This window comes from Streptomyces sp. MS06 (assembly GCF_047200655.1).
Classification (GTDB): domain Bacteria; phylum Actinomycetota; class Actinomycetes; order Streptomycetales; family Streptomycetaceae; genus Streptomyces.
Genome location: NZ_JBJZOJ010000004.1, coordinates 54,700 through 71,714 on the forward strand (window position 1 = coordinate 54,700; position 17,015 = coordinate 71,714).

The window sequence follows — 17,015 nt, forward strand, 5'->3', positions numbered from 1 at the left end:
GTCGCGCCGCTCACTGCGGCCGCGGGCCGGGCAGCAGCGCCGTGCGCTGCCATCCGGCACCGGGCTGGGCGGGACGGGCGGACGCGTCGGACGGGCCCGGCGACCTCAGGGGGCGCAGGACGAACTCGAGCTCCCTGTTGACGCGCTCAGCCTCCCGGCGTACCTCGGCGGGCACATCGCCGCACTCCGCGATCATTCGGTCGTAGATGGGGGAATCCTGGAACACCCGGCAACGCGCCTTTCATCTCATACATCCATGCGTCTCGGCACGGCAGCCGAGTCTATGCGTCCGGGCTCACCGGGGTGTTCATTCCCCCAAGTGCTTGCGCCACCAGTGGGACCTGTGCTCCGCCCCGCGGCGTGGTCACACCGCCAGCGGCAGACCGCCTTCCCCGTCCGCGCGGACCGTGTCGGCCGCCGGCGGCTCCGCACCGAGCAGCAGGACGTCCGCCTTGGCGATCGCTTCGCGCACACCGGTGGTACCCATCAGAACGCACAGGGTGTAGCTGACGTCCTGCAGTTCCCTGGCGGCCACCGGGTTCTCCCGCTCCGCCTGGGCGATCCTCAGGGTGGCGTACCGCGTCAGCAGGATCCTGACGGTCTTGCGGTCCGGAACGAGCACGGAGGCTCCCCTCTCTTGATTTTTTGCTCCGTATGCCCGCCCCCGACAGCATCATGCACGCTTTCCGGCCATATCCGCAGGATTTCCCGTCGCGTCGGTCGGGGTGCGTTCCGCGCCCGCGGAGCCGTACGGCCGTCGCCCGGACCGACACGACCGAGGCGGAGCGCGGGCGGGTTGCCCGCGACCGCCTCCCCCTCCCCCGGCCGGACGGGGCCGCGGCACCGAGGTCCCGTGGCGGCGCCCCGGGGATGTGTCAGGCGGCCCGCCCCGCGTGCAGGGCCGTGAAGGCACCGCCGCGGAGCGGCACGCTCCGGTGCGTCCCGTCTCCGGGACACGTCCCTCCCCCATGAAGAGGATCCGGTCCGCGTCGGCCCGCCCTCCCCGCCTCGTCATCCATCCGGATGACGCCGATGACGAGCGGTCGACTCGCATGCGCCGGAGGCTCGTTCGAGGAGGACGTCGCCGCCGGTGACGCGCCCCGGCCCGTGCAGGGCTACGCGGCTACGCGCCCAGGGAGCGGGCCAGTCGGGTGGTGGCGTGCGTGACGTCGCTGTCGCCCTCGGCCAGCAGCAGACGCAGGGCGCCGCGCCGTTCCCTGACGGCCTGCCGGGCAGCGCGCTCCCAGGTCACGTGGTTGTCCCGGTGCTTGAGCAGTTTGGGATAGGCGGCGGCGGTGGTCTCCCACTGCCGCGCGTCGGCGATGTCCCCGAGCAGCTTGATGATCTGCGCACGGCAGGCGACGTGCGGGAGCTGGGCGAGTTCCCACAGGAACGGCACCGTCGCGGCGGTGGCCTGCTCGACGACGAAGCCGTACTGGCAGACCCGGGTGCGCAGTTCGCAGAGGGCCGCCCGGGCGGTGGGCGCGTCACCGCGGGCGACGCTGCGCAGCAGGTGGGGGATGGCCGCGGCGGAGCCGGTGGAGTCCCTGAACTGCGACCACGGTACGCGGTCGAGAGTGGCGAGGGGCGGGTGGCCCGCGGCGGAGGCGGGCGCGCCGCGGTCGGTGCGCTGATTGCTCGGCTGCTCTGTCGGAGCGGTGCGCATGGCGTGGGGGCCTTTCCACGGCAGTCGGTGTCGGATGTGTGGGACTGCGGCGTCCCGGACCGGTCGAACCGCGCTCCCCTGCAACGTTTGTGCTGAGTGGAGTTCAGATCCGCGCGTCCGTAGTGGGGTTGACGCCACGGCTATTATCCACGCAGACGGCGCTCGCGTGCAATTGCACGAGAAATTGCGCGAAAAGCGGTCGCTGCGCGGTCAGCCCCGGCGGTTGGCCGACCCCCACGACCGGCGGACCCCGGAGCCCGGCGGTGAGCACGAACAGCAAGGAGACTGCGGTGCGACAGGTACGGAACGGAGTGCGGGCGAGCACGTTGGACGCCCGCTGGGTCAAGAGCCGGTACAGCAACGCCGAGGGGAACTGCGTGGAGGTGGCCGCGCTCGCCGAGGGCGGTGTCGCGCTGCGCAACTCCCGCGATCCGGACGGCCCCGCACTCGTCTACACTCCGGCCGAGGTCGCGGCGTTCCTGGCCGGGGCGAAGGACGGCGAGTTCGACCACCTGATCTGAGCGTCCCGACTCCGTCGGAGTCCCCCAACTCCGTTGTGCGGACGGGAGGATGCGCGCCGCCCGGCACGGCGCGGTAGTCTGGCGAGCACGTCCGCCGGTCCGGAGGGGAGTCCAGCATGTCCGCGGAATCGCCACGCATCTCCCGGCTCGAATCGTATCTGGACCGTCCCGAGCCCGCGCCGACTCTGCTGAAGATGCTGGTGGGAGTCCAGTTGGCAGGCTTCCGGGAGGACGCGGGCCTGGCGCAGGACCAGGCCGCACGCGCACTCGGCTTCAGCGGGGCGAAGCTCTCCCGCATCGAGTCCGGGAAGGGCCGTCGGCCTCCCACGGAGAAGGACGTGCGCGCCCTGCTGGCGTTGTACGGCACCGAGGAGTACGAGGCCTCGGTGCTGCTGCGGCTGCTGGGCAGGGCCGGCGAACCGGGCTGGTGGCAGCGGTACGACAAGCGCCTGATGCCGGAGTGGTTCGAACGGCTGGTCGGTCTGCAGGAGGCGGCCGCCACCATCCGCACCTTCGAGATCCAGTACGTGCCGGGCCTTTTGCAGACCCCGGACTACACCGAGGCGGTCGTGCGCCGCGGCCTGCCGAACGCGCCCGCCACGGAGGTGCGGCGACGGGTGGAGTTGCGCATGCGCCGGGCGCAGCTGCTGCACCGTGCGGACGCCCCCAGACTGTGGGCGGTGCTCGACGAGTCGGTGCTGCTGCGGGTCCTGGGCAGCCGCGGGACCATGCGGGAGCAGGTGGCGCATCTCGTCGAGATGGCGCAGCGCCCCCATGTGACGGTGCAGGTCGTGCCGCTCGACGTGAGCAACGCCTCGGCGCCGAACGTGCCGATCACCTACCTGCGGTTCGGCGGCCTGGACCTGCCCGACGTGGTGTATCTGGAGCACATCCGCAGCGCCAACTTCCTCGAGGACCGCGACGAGACGGAGGAGTACCGGCTCGCGCTGGACCGGTTGGCGGACGAGGCGCTCCAGCCCCGCGAGTCACTCGCCCTGCTGCGCAGGACGATGGAAGAGCGCTACCCCGGCGCGTGAACGGTGCCCCCGGCGCGTGAGCGGTGCTCGCGCTCCGGGCGCGGTGCCGCCGCCCACCGGCCCCGGGCGGCGGGGCGCGGCCCGGGCCGGTTCAGGGCAGCCGTGCCACGCCGCCGAACTCGATCCACTCCTGCGTGAGCTGACGGGGCGCCACCTCGTTGTCGGGCCGCCAGGTGGACACCTCCACCAGTCCCGGTTCGAGGATCTCCGTGCCCGTGAACCACTCTGCGACGTCCTTCTGCTCGCGCACCCGCCCCCAGTGCCCCTGGGTGGCCTGGTCCATGAAGCCGGTGACGAACGCGCGCACCTCCGGATCCTCACTGACCAACTGGCACATCAGCAGGTAACTGCCGGGGGCGAGCCGCTCGGTCACCCGGCGGACGACGGCGGACGGGCCGTGGTCCACGTCGTCCGGGATGCAGTGGAAGACCGAGTTGAACAGGACGGCGACCGGCTGCGAGAAGTCGATCAGCCGCTTGGTCTCGGGATGGTCGAAGATGGTGTCCGTCTCCCGCAGGTCCGCGTGGATGACGGTGGTGCGCTCGTCCTGTTCGAGCAGTGCCCGCCCGTGGACCAGGACCATCGGGTCGTTGTCGACGTAGACGACGTGGGTGGTGGGGTCGATGCGCTGGGCGACCTGGTGGACGTTGTCCTGGGTGGGCAGGCCGGAGCCGTGGTCGAGGAACTGGCGGACGCCGTAGTCCTCGACGAGGGTCTTCACCACCCGCTGTAGGAAGCGGCGGTTGTTGACCGCCAGGCGACGGGTGCTGGGGACCACCTTGTCGAGTTCCTCGCACGCCGCCCGGTCGGCCGCGTAGTTGTCCTTGCCGCCGAGATAGTGGTCGTACATGCGTGCTGCCGTCGGCACGTTGGCGTCGATCTTCGTGGACAGCTGATTCTCCATGGGCCCCGCTCCCCCAGCTCCGTACAGCTCTGTACCGCGCCAACTCGCCTGGCATGACAGAGAGTACATCGTCGGCAACCGTGGCCGGCCCGTTCCGCGGCATCTCCGCGACCGGCTCCGGCCGGGACGCCGGGCCCCGGGGCCGGGCGGGCGCCCGGGGACGCCGTCGCGTCCCCGGGCGCCCTGACCGCAGGGCGCCGTTCAGCGGTCAGCGTGTCCCGTCCGCCGCCTCACGAGGTGCGCGAACTCAGGTACTCCTCCGCCCCGGGCACGGGGTGTGCGTCCTCCTCGTTCACCAGGCCGCCGGTCGCCTTCGCGTCGGGACGCAGGACGTAGGTCCGCATGCCGGCCGGGCGGGAGACGTCGGAGAAGTCCAGTGGGGTACCGAGCCCGGTGTCGGCGTTCTTCTGCGCGCGGTGCGCCTTCACGACGTCCTCGCGGGCCAGGCTGCCGGCGTCGCACGCGGCCTTCAGATCGATTCCCATCAGCTCGGCGGCGTTGTAGCCGGACAGCACCCCGGAGTCGACCGAGGAGCCGGGGTACTTCTTCTGGTAGGCGGCCACCATGCGCCGGATGCCGGGCAGGTCCGAACTGACCGCGGGAGCGGCGCTGACCACGTGCAGCAGGGCTGCCAGCGCGGGTGCCGCGGGGGTCTTCATCAGCTGGGGCGCGAAGCCCGGGGCGCTGCTGACCACGGGGACGCGCAGGCCGCGGGAGGCGGCGACGCCGGCCAGGGAGGCCGTCTGGGCGGGCCCCGCGCTGATCAGGACGGCCTTCACACCGGCCTTCTGCAGCGCGGAGACCTGGGCGGACAGATCGGTGTCGGTGGCCTTGATCTTCTGCGGGACGACCGTCAGCCCGGCCTTCCCGGCGGCCCAGGTGGACCCCTCGAGGGCGTTGGCGCCGTACTCGCCCTCGAAGTACACGTGCCCGATGCGGTCCCCCTTCTTCAGGCCCTTGGTGCGGGTGAGGTAGTCGACCGCGGCGATCATGTCGAGGTCGTAGGTGGTGCCGAGCACCTGCACGGAGTCCTTGCCGAGCAGCGAGGCCGACCATGCCTGGGGGAAGGTCAGCATGTGGTCGCGCTCGATGTCGTCGAGCAGCGCGGCGACCATCGGGGACCCGATGACCTGCGGCAGTGCCACGACGTCCGGGGCGATGTCGGCGTAGGCGGTGACCGCCTTCTGGACGTCGTAGCCGTGGTCCTTGACGACGATCTCGATGTTGCGGCCGCAGATGCCGCCCTGCGCGTTGGTCTCGTCGGCCCACATCTGCTGGGCCTGCACGATGCTCTTGCCGAGCGTGGCGTAGGGGCCGGTCAGGTCGGTCAGCGCGCCGAGTCTGAGTGTCGTCGCACCGACTCCGGGGCCGGTGCGCACGCCGTCGGCCCCTTGCGTGGTGCCCTTGCCGTCTGCCTTGGAGCTGCATCCGGTGGCCGCGAGCAGGAGGGCCAGGGCCCCGGCGAGGACGGGCCAGGCGGTGCGGTGCCTGAGGGGCGTGGTGTTCACTGGGTGTGCTCCTTGGGTCGTGCGGCTGGGGCGGGTGACGGGGACGTGGACGGGGTGGAACCCGGCCGGCGCGGGCGGTACCGGCGCAGGCGGGCCCGGGTCCTGCCGGTGAGGCCGTGCAGTCCGTCGGGTGCGTAGAGGAGGATGACGACGATGGCGGCGCCGTAGAGGTAGCGGGCCGCCTCGGTGGGGCCGACCGCGCCTTCGCCGGAGCCGGGCGCCGCGACCAGCGGCAACTGGTCGGCGTAGCGGGTCATGAGCAGGGGCAGCGCGGTGACGAAGACGGCGCCGACGGAGGCGCCGGCCACCGACCCGAGGCCGCCGATGACGATCATGGCGAGGTAGTCGACGGACAGGGTGAGGGAGAAGTAGTCCGGGACGACACGGCGGAAGGAGAGGGCCAGCAGCACTCCCGCCAGCCCCGCGTACATCGAGGACACGACGAAGGCGGCCGCCCGGTAGCGGGGCACGTCGACACCCATCACCGCGGCCGCGGTCTCGCTGTCGCGCAGTGCGGCGAGCGCGCGCCCGGGGCGTGAGTTCAGCAGGCCGCGGGCGGTGAACCAGGTGAGGGCGAACAGGGCCAGCCCGAGGTACCACAGCCGTTCCTCCGCACCGAACGGGATGCCCAGGACGGTGAGTTCGGGGTCCGTCTCGGTGAAGGCGAAGCCGCCCACGGTCAGCGGGGGCACGGAGCGGCCGTTGAAACCGCCGGTGACGGAGTCCGCGGTGAGCAGCAGGTGGTGGCCCAGGAAGACCAGTGCCAGGGTCGCCACACCCAGGTAGATGCCGCGGACCCGGCCGGCGACGGGGCTGAACAGCCCGCCCGCCGCCCCGGCGAGCAGGACGGCGCCGGCGGCGGCGAGTACCGGAGGCAGTGACGGTCCCGGGTCGCCCGCCAGCCAGCAGTAGCCGTAGGCGCCGACGGCGAGGAAGAAGGCGTGGCCGAGGGAGAGCTGACCCGCGGTGCCGGCGAGCAGGGCGAGGCCCACCGCGCCGATGGCGGCGGCCAGCGAGAACAGGCCGATGCGCAGCCAGAAGGCGTCCAGGTAGAACGGCGGCACGCACAGTGCGAGGGCGAGCAGGACGGTCCCCACCCGGCGGGGGACGCGCAGGTCAGACACGGGTCGCTCCTTTCGCGCCGAACAGCCCGGTGGGCCGCACCAGCAGGACCAGGAGCATCACGGCGTAGGGGGCCACGTCGCCGAAGCCGTCGCCGAGGACGTGGAGGTCGGACTGGTGTCCGGCGACGAACGCCTCGGTCAGTCCGATCAGGAGGCTTCCGGCGAGCGCCCCGGTTGGGGAGGTCATGCCGCCGAGGATGGCGGCCGGGAACGCCTTCAGGGCGATCTGGCCGGTGGTGCGTTCCAGCCCCGGGGCCGGGAAGGCCGCGAGGAACACCGCGGCCAGGGCGGCGAGTGCGCCTGCCAGGCACCAGGCGAGGGTGCGGACGCGGGTCAGCCGGACACCCATCAGCGCGGCGGCCTCGGTGTCCTCGGCCGCGGCGCGCAGGGACAGGCCCCAGGAGGTGAAGCGGAAGAGCGCGAAGACGGCGCCGATGGCGACGGCGGAGACCGCGATCGCGGCGAGTCGGCTGTCGGCGACGGTCACCGGGCCGATGCGGCTGACCGCGTCGCCCCAGGGGTCGCCCAGCGAGAGCAGATCGCCGCCGATCCGCCGGGACAGTTCGGTGAGCAGGACGATGTCGACGCCGATGGTGACGATGGTCTGCACGTGCGCGGCTCTCGGGTCGGGATCGCCGTGCTGCAGCAGCAGCCGGTCCAGGGCGCCCGCCGTGACTGCGGTCACCAGCACGGCCAGCGCGAGCGCCCCGGCGAAGCCGAGGGCGTCGTGGAGGACGGCGGTGAGGTAGCCGCCGAGCAGCAGGAGGGAGCCGTGGGCGAAGTTGAGGACGCCGGAGGCTTTGAAGATGACCACGAAGCCGAGCGCGACCAGCGCGTACACCGCGCCGAGGGCGAGTCCGCCGAGGAGGTCGTCCGCGAAGGCCGTCATGCCGCGTCCTCCTCTCCCGGGCCGCCGGTACCGAGATAGGCGCGCAGCACCTCGGGGTCGCGGCGGACGTCGTCGGGGCTGCCGTGGGCGATGCGGCGGCCGAAGTCGAGCACGGTGACCTCGTCGGCCAGACGCATGACCAGACCCATGTCGTGTTCGACGAGCAGGGTGGACAGGCCGAGTTCGGTGCGTACGTCCTGGATCACCTCGACGGTTCGGGCGCGTTCGGCGCCGTTCATCCCGGCGACGGGCTCGTCGAGGAGCAGGACGCGCGGTTCCAGGCAGAGCGCGCGGGCGAGTTCGACGCGTTTGCGGTCGCCGTACGACAGCAGGGACACCGGGCTGTCGAAGTGCGCGGCGAGGCCGGTGAGCTCGGCGATCTCGCGGGCGCGGGCGCGGTGGGTGCGCTGTTCGCGCACCGCGTGCGGCAGGCGCAGGGCGCTTGCGGCGAAGCCGGCCCTGGTCAGGGCGTGGCGACCGAGCATGAGGTTGTCGGCGACGGTGCCCTCGGTGGTGAGGATGTTCTGGAAGGTGCGGGCGACGCCGAGGGCGGCGATGCGGTGCGGGGCGAGCCGGGTCAGGTCCCGCTCGCCGAGCCGGACGCTGCCGGCGGCCGGGCGGTACAGGCCGGACAGGACGTTGAAGCAGGTGGACTTGCCGGCGCCGTTGGGGCCGATGAGCGCGTGCACCGAGCCGGGCGCGACGGTGAGGGAGACCCCGTCGAGCGCGGTGAGGCCGGCGAAGCGGACGGTGACGTCCCGGACCGCCAGCTCGGGGGGCGGGGTGGTGTTCACGCGGCCCCCCGGCTGTCGGAGGTCTCGCCCAGGTAGAGGCGGCGTACGGCGTCGGTGCGGGCCAGTTCGCCGGCCGGGCCGGAGAGGCGCAGCTCGCCGACCTCCAGCACGTGGGCCTGGTCGGCGAGGGAGAGCGCCATTCCGGCGTTCTGCTCGACCAGGAGGACGGCGGTGCCCTGGGCGTTGATCTCCCGGATCACCTCGGCGATCCGGTCCACCATCCGCGGCGCGAGGCCGAGGGAGGGCTCGTCGAGCAGCAGCAGGCGCGGGGCCGCCATGAGCGCGCGGCCGATGGCGAGCATCTGCTGTTCGCCGCCGGAGAGCAGTCCGGCTGCCTGGCGGGTGCGTTCGGCGAGGCGGGGGAAGAGCGTGAAGACGCGGTCGCGTGCTTCTCCGGCCGGGGTGGGGGCGCCGCGGCCGAGACCCAGTCGGCCGGCTCGCAGGTTCTCGTCGACGGTGAGGCCGGCGAACACCTTCCTGCCTTCCGGTACCTGGACGACCCCGGCGCGGACCGCCGCGACCGGGTCCCGTCCGTCGAGGTCGGTGCCGCCGTAGCGGACGGTCCCGGCCGTGATCGCGCCGCGGTGCAGGCGCAGCGTGCCCGAGACCGCGCGCAGCAGGGTGGTCTTTCCGGCGCCGTTGGCGCCGAGCAGGGCCACGACGGCGCCGTGCGGCACGGTCAGGGACACGGAGCGGAGTGCGGACAGGGCCCGGCCGTAGGTCACGCCGAGTTGCTCGACGTGCAGGGTGGGGCGCTCGTCCGGTGGTGCTTCGGGCATCGCGGCTCCTGGTGCCCGCGCCGGGGCGGCGCGGGCTTCGGGGTAAGGGGAGCTCACGACAGCACGCGCGGCGCCGGCCGGGACAGGTCCCGGTGCGGGATCGCTGCGCTTTCCCAACCTGGGCGCGGACTGCTTGTGCGGGTGCCCAGGGGCGGTGGTCAGCGGGGCAGCAGGCGGCGGGCGGCCAGGGCCAGGCCGACCTCGACCAGGTCGGCGGGGCGGGTGAGGGAGCGGCCGGTGAGCTGCTCGTACCGGCGCAGCCGGTTGAGGACGGTGTTGCGGTGGCAGTACAGCCTGCGGGCGGCCCGCTGGGCCGAGCCGTCGCAGGCGAGCCAGGTGGCCAGGGTGTCGAGGAGCACCTCGGCGTCGCAGGCGTCCAGGTGGGCGAGCGGGCCGAGGAGGCGGTCGGCCAGGGCTGCGCCGAGGTCGGGGCAGGACACGACGAGCGCTTCGGGCAGGTGGTCGGCGAGCCGGACCGTGCCCCCGGCCTCGGGGCACAGGCTGAGGGCGGTGTCGGCCGTCCTCCGGGCGTCCCCGACGGCGCTGAGGCCGTCGACGACGCTGCCGACGCCGATCCGGGCGCCCGGATCGGCGGTTTCGGGTTCGGGTGCCTGGGCGCCGTCGGCGAGCAGGACGATGGCGTGGTCCGTGTCCGCGCCGGTGTGCCGGTGCACTCGGGTGCCGGGGGCGAACCGGATCGCGGCGGGGCCGGCCGCGCCGGTGGCGGCGACGACGGCGTAGCGGCCGTGCTCGGGCAGTGCGAGGGCCTTCGCCGTCTCGGGGAGGTCGGCGATGCGGCTGGTGCCGTCGAGCAGGGCGGCGGCCAGCAGTCGCACCCGGTTCTCGCGCCGCCAGGACAGGCGGCGCTCGGTCTCCCGGTAGGCGTCCGCGACGAGGGTGCAGTGCTCGTCGACGAAGTGCCACACGTCGGATGCCACGTGCACCAGCAGCCGTACGTCCTCGGGCGCGGTGCGGGAGGTCTCGTCGACGAGGTCCTGCCAGACCAGGGAGCCGCCGAGGCGGAAGGCGTGCAGGAGCGCGTCGAGCGGCAGGCCCTGCTCGGCGCGTGTGGCGCCGATCCGCCACGAGCAGCTGCGGGCCGCGTCCCGGGCGCCGCGGGGGTCGAGCAGCGAGGTGACGCTGTGCCTCAGGGAGCGGTGCACTTCCTGCCAGGTCTCGGCGGGGTCGCCGTCCAGGGCGGCTCCGTAGGCGGGTTCCTGTTCCCGCAGCGCGGCGAGCAGCCGGTCGGTGAGCCCGGGCAGGTCGTCCAGCAGAGCGCGGGCGGCGCGGTGCAGGACGCGCAGGGCATCGGCGTCGATGAGGGTGCGGCCGCGGGCGGCGCGCGGCCGCGGGGCGGGCGCGGTGTGGAGCACGGTTCGTGGTCTCAGGGCTGGGCGCATCGCGGATCTCCCCCAGGGTCGGCTTCCCGGCGGTGTGCTCGCGGCGGCACGGGTGCCCGGCCGGTGGCGCGCAAGGCCGGCCGCCGCATGACTCGTTCTGCCCCCGAAGAATGACATACCGTCCGGTCGGTCCCTAGAGTCGTGCACCGGACTTTTCCCGCTCACCCGAGCACACGCACCGACTTCCCCGGAATGACGGGCCGATCGGCGCCGACGGACGCTCCGCCGCCGGTCGCCCCGGGGCGTCGCCGCGGGTCGCGGCCTCGGGACGCGAGGCGGACGGCGTACGGAGGGACACCCACCCCCGGAGCAAAGCGGCATTATCGGACTGTTGAACCTTTCAGCCACAGAACACTGCGAAACGTTATCAATTCTTCACCTCAACCGAACGCATCAACGCGCGTTTCGGTGGCACCCGATCCCTATTGCCTGGCCGAGGGAGAGTGCCGTGGTCTGGGTCGCCACTTTGCTGCTGCCGTTGATGTCCCTACTTCTCCTGCTCATGGACCGGCTGGAGGACCAGTTCCTGAGCGCCTCCTCGGTGAAGCGACGGCGGGCGCGGCACCTGCGTCTGGTGCCGGGCGGCCGGTGGCGCCAGCACGACGCCGCGGAGGAGCCCCGGCCCGCCTCCGACGAGGACGCCGGCGAACGTCCCGCCGCCTGACCGCCGCCGGCGCACCGGCGGCACTCCACCGCACCGGGGCAGGGGTACGCGCGGGGCGCGCGGTGTGGAATTCTCTGCGCTGACCCTGATCGGCTCCGTGGAGAGGCGGCGGCATGCGCATCGGGCTGCTCGGCACCGGACCGTGGGCGCGGATGGTGCACGCCCCCGCGCTCAGCGCCCACGAGGCGTTCGCGTTCACCGGGGTCTGGGGCCGCCGTGCGGAAGCGGCGAAGGAGGTGGCCGACCGGTTCGGCTGCCGGGCCTACGACGACGTGGACGCACTGCTCGCCGACGTGGACGCGGTCGCCGTCGCACTGCCACCGGACGTGCAGGCCCCGCTGGCGGTGCGGGCGGCCCGCGCGGGCTGCCATCTGCTGCTGGACAAGCCCGTGGCCACGACCGTGGCACAGGCGCGGGACGTGGCCGAGGCGGTGCGGGAGTCCGAGGTCGCCTCGGTGGTCTTCTTCACCACCCGCTTCCAGCCCGGGCCCGCCGACTGGATCACCGCACAGGCAGGCCGGGGCGGTTGGTTCACCGCACGCGCGCAGTGGCTGGGCGCGGTGTTCACCTCTCCCAGCCCGTTCGCCGACTCCCCCTGGCGGCGGGAGAAGGGCGCCCTGTGGGACGTCGGGCCGCACGCGCTGTCCGTGCTGCTGCCGGTGCTGGGCGAGGCGCGGCGGGTGGCCGCGGCGACCGTCGGGCCCGACGGCACCGCGCATGTGGTGGTCGAGCACGAAGGCGGGGCGTCGAGCGCCCTGACGGTGAGCCTGACCGCCCCTCCGGAAGCGGCCGGCACCGCCGTCGAACTGCGCGGCACATCCGGGGTGACCTGCATGCCGGAGAGCGCCGACGGCCCGCTGCCCGCCTTCGCACGTGCCGCGGACGACCTGCGCGCCGCCGCCCGCGGGGGCCGGCCCCATCCGTGCGACGCCGCGTTCGGCCTCAGGGTCACCGAACTGCTCTCGGCGGCGCAGGAACTCGCGGACCGCGCACCGCACCGCCCCGAACACGGCCGGGCCGGCGGAGGTACCCGCTGACGGGCCGGCGTGCCGCCCCGCGCGGACCGGCCGCCGATCCCGGGGCCCGCAGGCCGGGAGACACCGCACCGGTCCGTGCTCCGCTCTGAGCGCGGACCGCGCACCGCAGCCTCACCGCCGCGTGCGCGCCCTCCTCGGGGCGGCCCCGGAGACCGGCGACGGGTGCCCCGGCGGGACCGGCGGCGGCCCCGCCGACCCGGATCGCGGCCGGTATCGTGCGGTCCGCACACAGTTCCCACCCGTCACGCCTGGACCCGCCGATGTTCCTCGACTCCCTGCCGGAGAGCGCCGCTCTGGACGAACTGGACCTCCGCCTCGTGACGGTGCTGCAGGGCAGCCCCCGCGCCGACTGGCGGGAGGTGGGGGCAGCGCTCGGAGTGGACCCGTCGACGGCCGCGCGCCGCTGGGCCCGGCTGTCGGAGGCCGGGAACGCCTGGTTCAGCTGCTACCCCACGGGGCTGGAGGGCGTGCCGCTGATCGTCGCCTTCGTCGAGGTCGACTGCGCGCCGGGCCGCCTGTACGAAGTGGCCGCCGAACTCGCCGGGGATCCGCACGTGTTCACCGTGGAGCATGTCACCGGTGGTCGTAACCTGGTGCTGACGTGCGCCTTCGGCAGCCTGGCGGAGCTGGCCCGGTACACCGGGATGCGCGTCGGCACGCTGCCCGGTGTCGCGGCCAGCCGCACGCAGATCGCCACCGCGCTGCACACCGAGGGCAGCCGGTGGCGGCTGGACCGCCTGTCCGGCGGCGGCCGGGGCGGCCCGGTGCGGGTGGCGGGCCGGACCGAACCGGGCCGCTCGGCGGTGCGCCGGGACGACCAGGAACTGGTGCAGGTGCTGGCCGAGGACGTACGGCAGAGCGTGGCCGATCTCGCCCGGCGCACCGGGCTCAGCCCCACCACGGTCCGACGCCGGCTGCGCAGACTCGAGGACTCCGGAGCACTGGTGTTCCGGTGCGAGGTGGCGCGCAGCCTGTCCGGCTGGCCGGTCAGCGTGAGCCTGTGGTGCGCGGCACCGCCCGGCGAGACGGCCCGGATCACCGCGCACGTGTCGGGGATGCGGGAGATCCGGCTGTGCGCCTCCCTGTCCGGCCCCCACAACCTGCTCCTCGCGGCCTGGCTGCGGTCGATCGACGACATCCACGCCTTCGAGTCCCGGCTGGTGGCGTCCGTACCGGAGCTGAGGGTGGCCGATCGCGCCGTGACCCTGTGGCCGGTGAAACTGGCCGGGCACCTGCTCGATCCGACGGGGCGGCGGCTGGGCTCGGTGCCGTTGGGGCGCTGGGACCAGTCGGCGGTCGCCGCGGCGGAGGCCGCACTGCTCGGGCGGCTGCCCGAGCGGCATCCGCCGGGCTGACGGGCGGACGGCGCACCGGTACGGCGGCCGGGACGAGGCGGGCCGCCCCTGCGCGCCCGGCGCCGCGCGGAGGCGGCGGGGACGCCGTCCCGGGGCCCGGGACGGCCGCCGCCGCAGGGGCGGCGCCGCCCCCTCCGGATGCACGCCGGGCCCGGGCGGTGAATGGTGTTAGTGGACCCGATGACACCACCGGGTCCGCACCCATCCGGACCGGAGGAGCACCCACATCATGTCTACCTCACAGCCGGACGCGTCCCAGGCGTCCCAGGACCGCGCCACCCCGGACCGACTCCTGCACACCCGAACCGGCACCGACGTCTCGCCGGAGGACCTGGTGCTGGCCGCCGGGCGGGACATCAACCCCCGCAACCTCGAGTGGGCGCGGCAGAAGCTGGCGCAGGAGGGTTCGGCCGCCATGGACAAGCTGCTGCCCTGAGTGTCGGCGGTGCGGGCGCGGCCGGTCGGACCGATCAAGCTCCGTCAAGGTCCGTCCGGGTCCGTCACGGCCCATCCGGATCCGTCGGGGTCGACCCGTCCGCTCCGGGTCGGTGCCGACCGCTCCGGTGGGTCCGGGCCGCCCGGACCCGCGGGTACCGGCCCGGTGGTGGCGCCCGCCCTGGCCGGTCCCCGCGGGTTGCGCCGGGAACGGCCGGCACCGGGGTCAGTGCCGGTCCCTGGTCAGTACCGGTCCTGTCTCCGGTCAGTGCTGCCGGTCCTCCGGTGCGAGGCAGAGGACCGGGACGCGCTGGACGAGGTTGTTGGCGAAGCCTCCCCGGTTCCAGGGCGGGTCCAGCGGCTGCGTGTTCCCCTCGGCGTCGGTGGCGCGGGCGCCCAGTACGTGCGTTCCGGGAACGGCCGTCCAGGTGTGCCGCCAGCTCCGCCACGCCCACCGGTGCCCGCCCTCCGGATCGAGCGACGCCTCCTGCCAGGTCGACCCGCCGTCCGTGCTGACCTCCACCCCGGTCACCGGCGCGCGCCCCGACCACGCGCGCCCCTCCAGCGTGAGCGGCCCCGGCCGCACGACACGGGTGCGGGACATGAAGTCCGGGAAACCCGGCGGGACGAGCAGGGCGCGCGGGGCGATCAGGGTGACCGGCTCCCCCTCCTCCTCAGGTTCCCGGCGCAGCCGGTAGGCCGTGTGCTGGAAGCCGGTGAAGGGCTTGTCCGTGACGGTGATCTCGCGCAGCCATTTCACATGCGTCATGCCGTACCAGCCGGGCACGACGACCCGCAGCGGCGCACCGTGCTGCGGGGGCAGCGCGGCGCCGTTCATGGCGTGGGCGAGGAGCACCTCGGGCGCGGAGCCGGTGGCGACGTCGACGGGCAGCGCACGCTGGTAGTCCTGCTCCACTCCGCGTTCCACACCGTGGTCGGCGCCGGTGAGGACGACGTCGACGGACGCCGGGTCCAGTCCGGCCTCGGCCAGCACCAGCCGCAGCGGCACACCGGTCCAGTCGGCGGTGCCGACCGCCTCGACCAGCCAGGGCTGGCTCACCGGGCGGGGCGTGAGCAGGGCTCGGCCGTTGCCCGCGCACTCCAGCGTCACCCGGGTGGTGACCTGCGGGAACGCCGCCAGGTCGGCGAGCGACAGGCGGAGCGGGCGGCGCACCAGGCCGCCGACGGCGAGGGTCCAGTCGGTGCCGCCGGGGACGTGCGGAATGTCGTAGTGGGTGAGGACGTAGTGCAGTCCGGGCGGGGTGACGTCGTGGCGGAGCGCCTCGAGGGGGAGACCGTGGTTCCTGGTGGCGAGCGCGAGTTCGTCCGGCCCGATGCCCTCCTCGGGGGCGGCCAGCCGGGCGGGGGAACTCGCGTCGGCGAGTCGATGGCCCATGTGGGCATTATCCGCCGTCCCGGCGGTCGCGCACGATGCGTGGGACGGCACCCGGGGCCCGGCCGGGCCGACCCTCCGGCTTCGGGGCGCGCGCCCGGGGCCCGGCGGCCCGGGCTCCGCGGCACCCCGTTCCGAGTGAGGCCTCCCGGGAGGGCGGTGACCGGCCGGACGGGGGACGCGGCCGGGTCCGGCACCACCCTCACAGGGCCCCGCGCCGGACCAGCAGCCCCAGGACGAGCATGCCGGGGAGGAACGGCAGCCACACGGTCAGCAGCCGGTAGCCGAGGACCACCGACGCCGCCGCGTCGCCCGGGGCGCCGGCCGCGGTGAGGGCCAGCGCGAGGGCCGCGTCGAGCGAGCCGAGGCCGCCGGGGGTGGGCAGCAGGGCGGCGGCACTGCTCGCGGCCAGGTACAGCAGCACGACCAGTACGGGCGGCAGGTGCAGGCCGACGGCGCGGGTGACGGCGATCAGCACGAGGGCGTGCAGGACCGGGAAGGCGAGCGACCCTCCCCACAGGGCCGCCGCGCGGACCGGTCGGGCGTGCACGGAACGGATGTCCGCGACGACGGTGGCCAGGGCCCGCCGGAAGCGGGGCCGCATCCCGATGAGGGGCACCGACGCCAGCAGGAGCAGCGCGGCGGCCGCGACGGCCGCGCCGTGACCGGTGGCGGGCGGCAGGCGCACCACACCGGGTCGGGCCAGGGCGAGAGCGGCGATCAGGGCGCAGCGGCTGAGGGCGCCGGCGGCGGCCTTGACGGCGAGCGCCGCCGCGGACCGGCCCGCGGGCAGACCGCAGCGCATCAGGAAGCGCAGGTTGACCGCTCCCGCGCCGAGCCCGGCCGGCAGCACCTGGTTCGCGGCGCAGGCGGCGAACTGCGCCGCGACGAGCCGGCCGGGTGGCAGTGGCCGCCGGACCGCGCCCTGCTGTGCGAGCGCCGCGCACAACCAGGTCGCGGCTGCGGCGGCGGCTCCGGCCAGGAGCCAGGCGTGGTCGGCGACCGCGAGCCGCAGGACCCCGCGTTCCAGCACCGGCCAGTGGCGCCGGGCCAGGCCGGCGGCGACGGCCAGCAGGGCCAGCATGAGGAGGGTGTGGCGGCGGGCCCGTCGGCGTGCGGGGCCGTCGGCGTACGACTGCGGGGTCACCCCTGCCCGCCCGTGCCGGCGGCGGCTCCGCGCGGGCGGGAGTCCGGGCAGGGGCTCCGCTCGCGGGACGCCGCGGGGTCGGGTCCGGGGGTCGCTCCGCGCCGTCCGGCGTCCCCGGGGGCGGTTCCCGCGCGGGGCCGTGCGGGGGTCGAAGCCGGGTCGAGGCGGTCGGCCATAGGTGCTCCCCTTGCGGTTCGTCGGGTCCACCGCGCCCCGGGGCAGCGCCGCCGGGGCGACGCGGGTCGGGGAGCAGCGCCAAGGTAACCCCCGGAACGCGCCCGGGACACGCGCGGTACGGCCAGGCGGCGCACAACCCCCGCCCCCGGCCGGTGCGGTGGCGCCGGGAGTCCCGCCGGAGGCGC

At 74.5% G+C, this 17,015-nt stretch carries 18 protein-coding genes; 6 read left to right on the plus strand and 12 right to left on the minus strand.

All coding sequences use genetic code 11. The annotated features are described in order from the left end of the window. Positions 1-10 precede the first annotated feature (10 nt). The 3 genes from ACL02U_RS03245 to ACL02U_RS03255 form a co-directional block, all read right to left on the minus strand. Positions 11-226 (minus strand): hypothetical protein, encoded by a 216-nt coding sequence (locus tag ACL02U_RS03245; RefSeq protein WP_412789052.1) that lies wholly within the window; start codon positions 224-226, stop codon positions 11-13. A 138-nt stretch (positions 227-364) separates the two neighbouring features. After that, positions 365-622, minus strand: a complete 258-nt coding sequence (locus tag ACL02U_RS03250; protein ID WP_412789053.1) for a DUF5133 domain-containing protein — start codon at positions 620-622, stop codon at positions 365-367. A 501-nt stretch (positions 623-1,123) separates the two neighbouring features. Further along, entirely contained in the window at positions 1,124-1,666 is a 543-nt protein-coding gene (locus tag ACL02U_RS03255) for a hypothetical protein (protein ID WP_412789054.1), read from the minus strand. A gap of 290 nt (positions 1,667-1,956) precedes the next feature. Here ACL02U_RS03255 and ACL02U_RS03260 point away from each other — a divergent pair, with 290 nt between their 5' ends. Both ACL02U_RS03260 and ACL02U_RS03265 read left to right on the plus strand, forming a co-directional pair. Beyond that, positions 1,957-2,187 (plus strand): DUF397 domain-containing protein, encoded by a 231-nt coding sequence (locus ACL02U_RS03260; RefSeq protein ID WP_412789055.1) that lies wholly within the window; start codon positions 1,957-1,959, stop codon positions 2,185-2,187. 116 nt (positions 2,188-2,303) lie between these two features. Beyond that, positions 2,304-3,224 (plus strand): helix-turn-helix domain-containing protein, encoded by a 921-nt coding sequence (locus ACL02U_RS03265; RefSeq protein ID WP_412789056.1) that lies wholly within the window; start codon positions 2,304-2,306, stop codon positions 3,222-3,224. Between the two features lie 91 nt (positions 3,225-3,315). Here the strand turns inward: ACL02U_RS03265 and ACL02U_RS03270 are convergent, their stop codons facing one another. The 7 genes from ACL02U_RS03270 to ACL02U_RS03300 form a co-directional block, all read right to left on the minus strand. Further along, on the minus strand, positions 3,316-4,128 hold the full coding sequence (locus tag ACL02U_RS03270) for an SAM-dependent methyltransferase (RefSeq protein WP_412789057.1): 813 nt from the start codon (positions 4,126-4,128) through the stop codon (positions 3,316-3,318). Between the two features lie 230 nt (positions 4,129-4,358). After that, on the minus strand, positions 4,359-5,636 hold the full coding sequence (locus tag ACL02U_RS03275) for an ABC transporter substrate-binding protein (protein ID WP_412789058.1): 1,278 nt from the start codon (positions 5,634-5,636) through the stop codon (positions 4,359-4,361). Then, entirely contained in the window at positions 5,633-6,760 is a 1,128-nt protein-coding gene (locus ACL02U_RS03280) for a branched-chain amino acid ABC transporter permease (RefSeq protein WP_412789059.1), read from the minus strand. Before ACL02U_RS03280 ends, ACL02U_RS03275 begins: the two co-directional genes overlap by 4 nt. Beyond that, a complete protein-coding gene (locus ACL02U_RS03285) occupies positions 6,753-7,649 on the minus strand; it encodes a branched-chain amino acid ABC transporter permease (RefSeq protein WP_412789060.1) in 897 nt (298 codons plus the stop codon). The genes ACL02U_RS03280 and ACL02U_RS03285 overlap by 8 nt, the downstream gene beginning before the upstream one ends. Continuing rightward, positions 7,646-8,443, minus strand: coding sequence for an ABC transporter ATP-binding protein (locus ACL02U_RS03290; protein ID WP_412789061.1), 798 nt, complete (start codon positions 8,441-8,443; stop codon positions 7,646-7,648). Before ACL02U_RS03290 ends, ACL02U_RS03285 begins: the two co-directional genes overlap by 4 nt. Then, positions 8,440-9,222, minus strand: a complete 783-nt coding sequence (locus ACL02U_RS03295; protein ID WP_412789062.1) for an ABC transporter ATP-binding protein — start codon at positions 9,220-9,222, stop codon at positions 8,440-8,442. Before ACL02U_RS03295 ends, ACL02U_RS03290 begins: the two co-directional genes overlap by 4 nt. 158 nt (positions 9,223-9,380) lie before the next feature. After that, positions 9,381-10,622 (minus strand): PucR family transcriptional regulator, encoded by a 1,242-nt coding sequence (locus ACL02U_RS03300; RefSeq protein ID WP_412789063.1) that lies wholly within the window; start codon positions 10,620-10,622, stop codon positions 9,381-9,383. Positions 10,623-11,070: 448 nt separating this feature from the next. Between ACL02U_RS03300 and ACL02U_RS03305 the strand changes: the two genes are divergently transcribed. The 4 genes from ACL02U_RS03305 (at position 11,071) to ACL02U_RS03320 (ending at position 14,114) form a co-directional block, all read left to right on the plus strand. Then, on the plus strand, positions 11,071-11,286 hold the full coding sequence (locus ACL02U_RS03305; RefSeq protein ID WP_412789064.1) for a hypothetical protein: 216 nt from the start codon (positions 11,071-11,073) through the stop codon (positions 11,284-11,286). 113 nt (positions 11,287-11,399) lie between these two features. Further along, the gene (locus tag ACL02U_RS03310) at positions 11,400-12,323 is read left to right on the plus strand and encodes a Gfo/Idh/MocA family protein (RefSeq protein ID WP_412789065.1); all 924 of its coding nucleotides are present in this window, start codon (positions 11,400-11,402) and stop codon (positions 12,321-12,323) included. Positions 12,324-12,583: 260 nt separating this feature from the next. Then, positions 12,584-13,678, plus strand: coding sequence for an Lrp/AsnC family transcriptional regulator (locus ACL02U_RS03315; protein WP_412789066.1), 1,095 nt, complete (start codon positions 12,584-12,586; stop codon positions 13,676-13,678). A 229-nt stretch (positions 13,679-13,907) separates the two neighbouring features. Continuing rightward, entirely contained in the window at positions 13,908-14,114 is a 207-nt protein-coding gene (locus ACL02U_RS03320) for a hypothetical protein (RefSeq protein ID WP_412789067.1), read from the plus strand. Between the two features lie 264 nt (positions 14,115-14,378). On the opposite strand, the gene ACL02U_RS03325 is transcribed toward ACL02U_RS03320, so the two are convergent. Both ACL02U_RS03325 and ACL02U_RS03330 read right to left on the minus strand, forming a co-directional pair. Further along, positions 14,379-15,509: a sulfite oxidase gene (locus ACL02U_RS03325; RefSeq protein WP_412789068.1), complete on the minus strand. Its 1,131-nt coding sequence runs from the start codon at positions 15,507-15,509 to the stop codon at positions 14,379-14,381. 199 nt (positions 15,510-15,708) lie between these two features. Beyond that, positions 15,709-16,590: a lysylphosphatidylglycerol synthase domain-containing protein gene (locus ACL02U_RS03330; protein ID WP_412789168.1), complete on the minus strand. Its 882-nt coding sequence runs from the start codon at positions 16,588-16,590 to the stop codon at positions 15,709-15,711. Positions 16,591-17,015 lie beyond the last annotated feature (425 nt).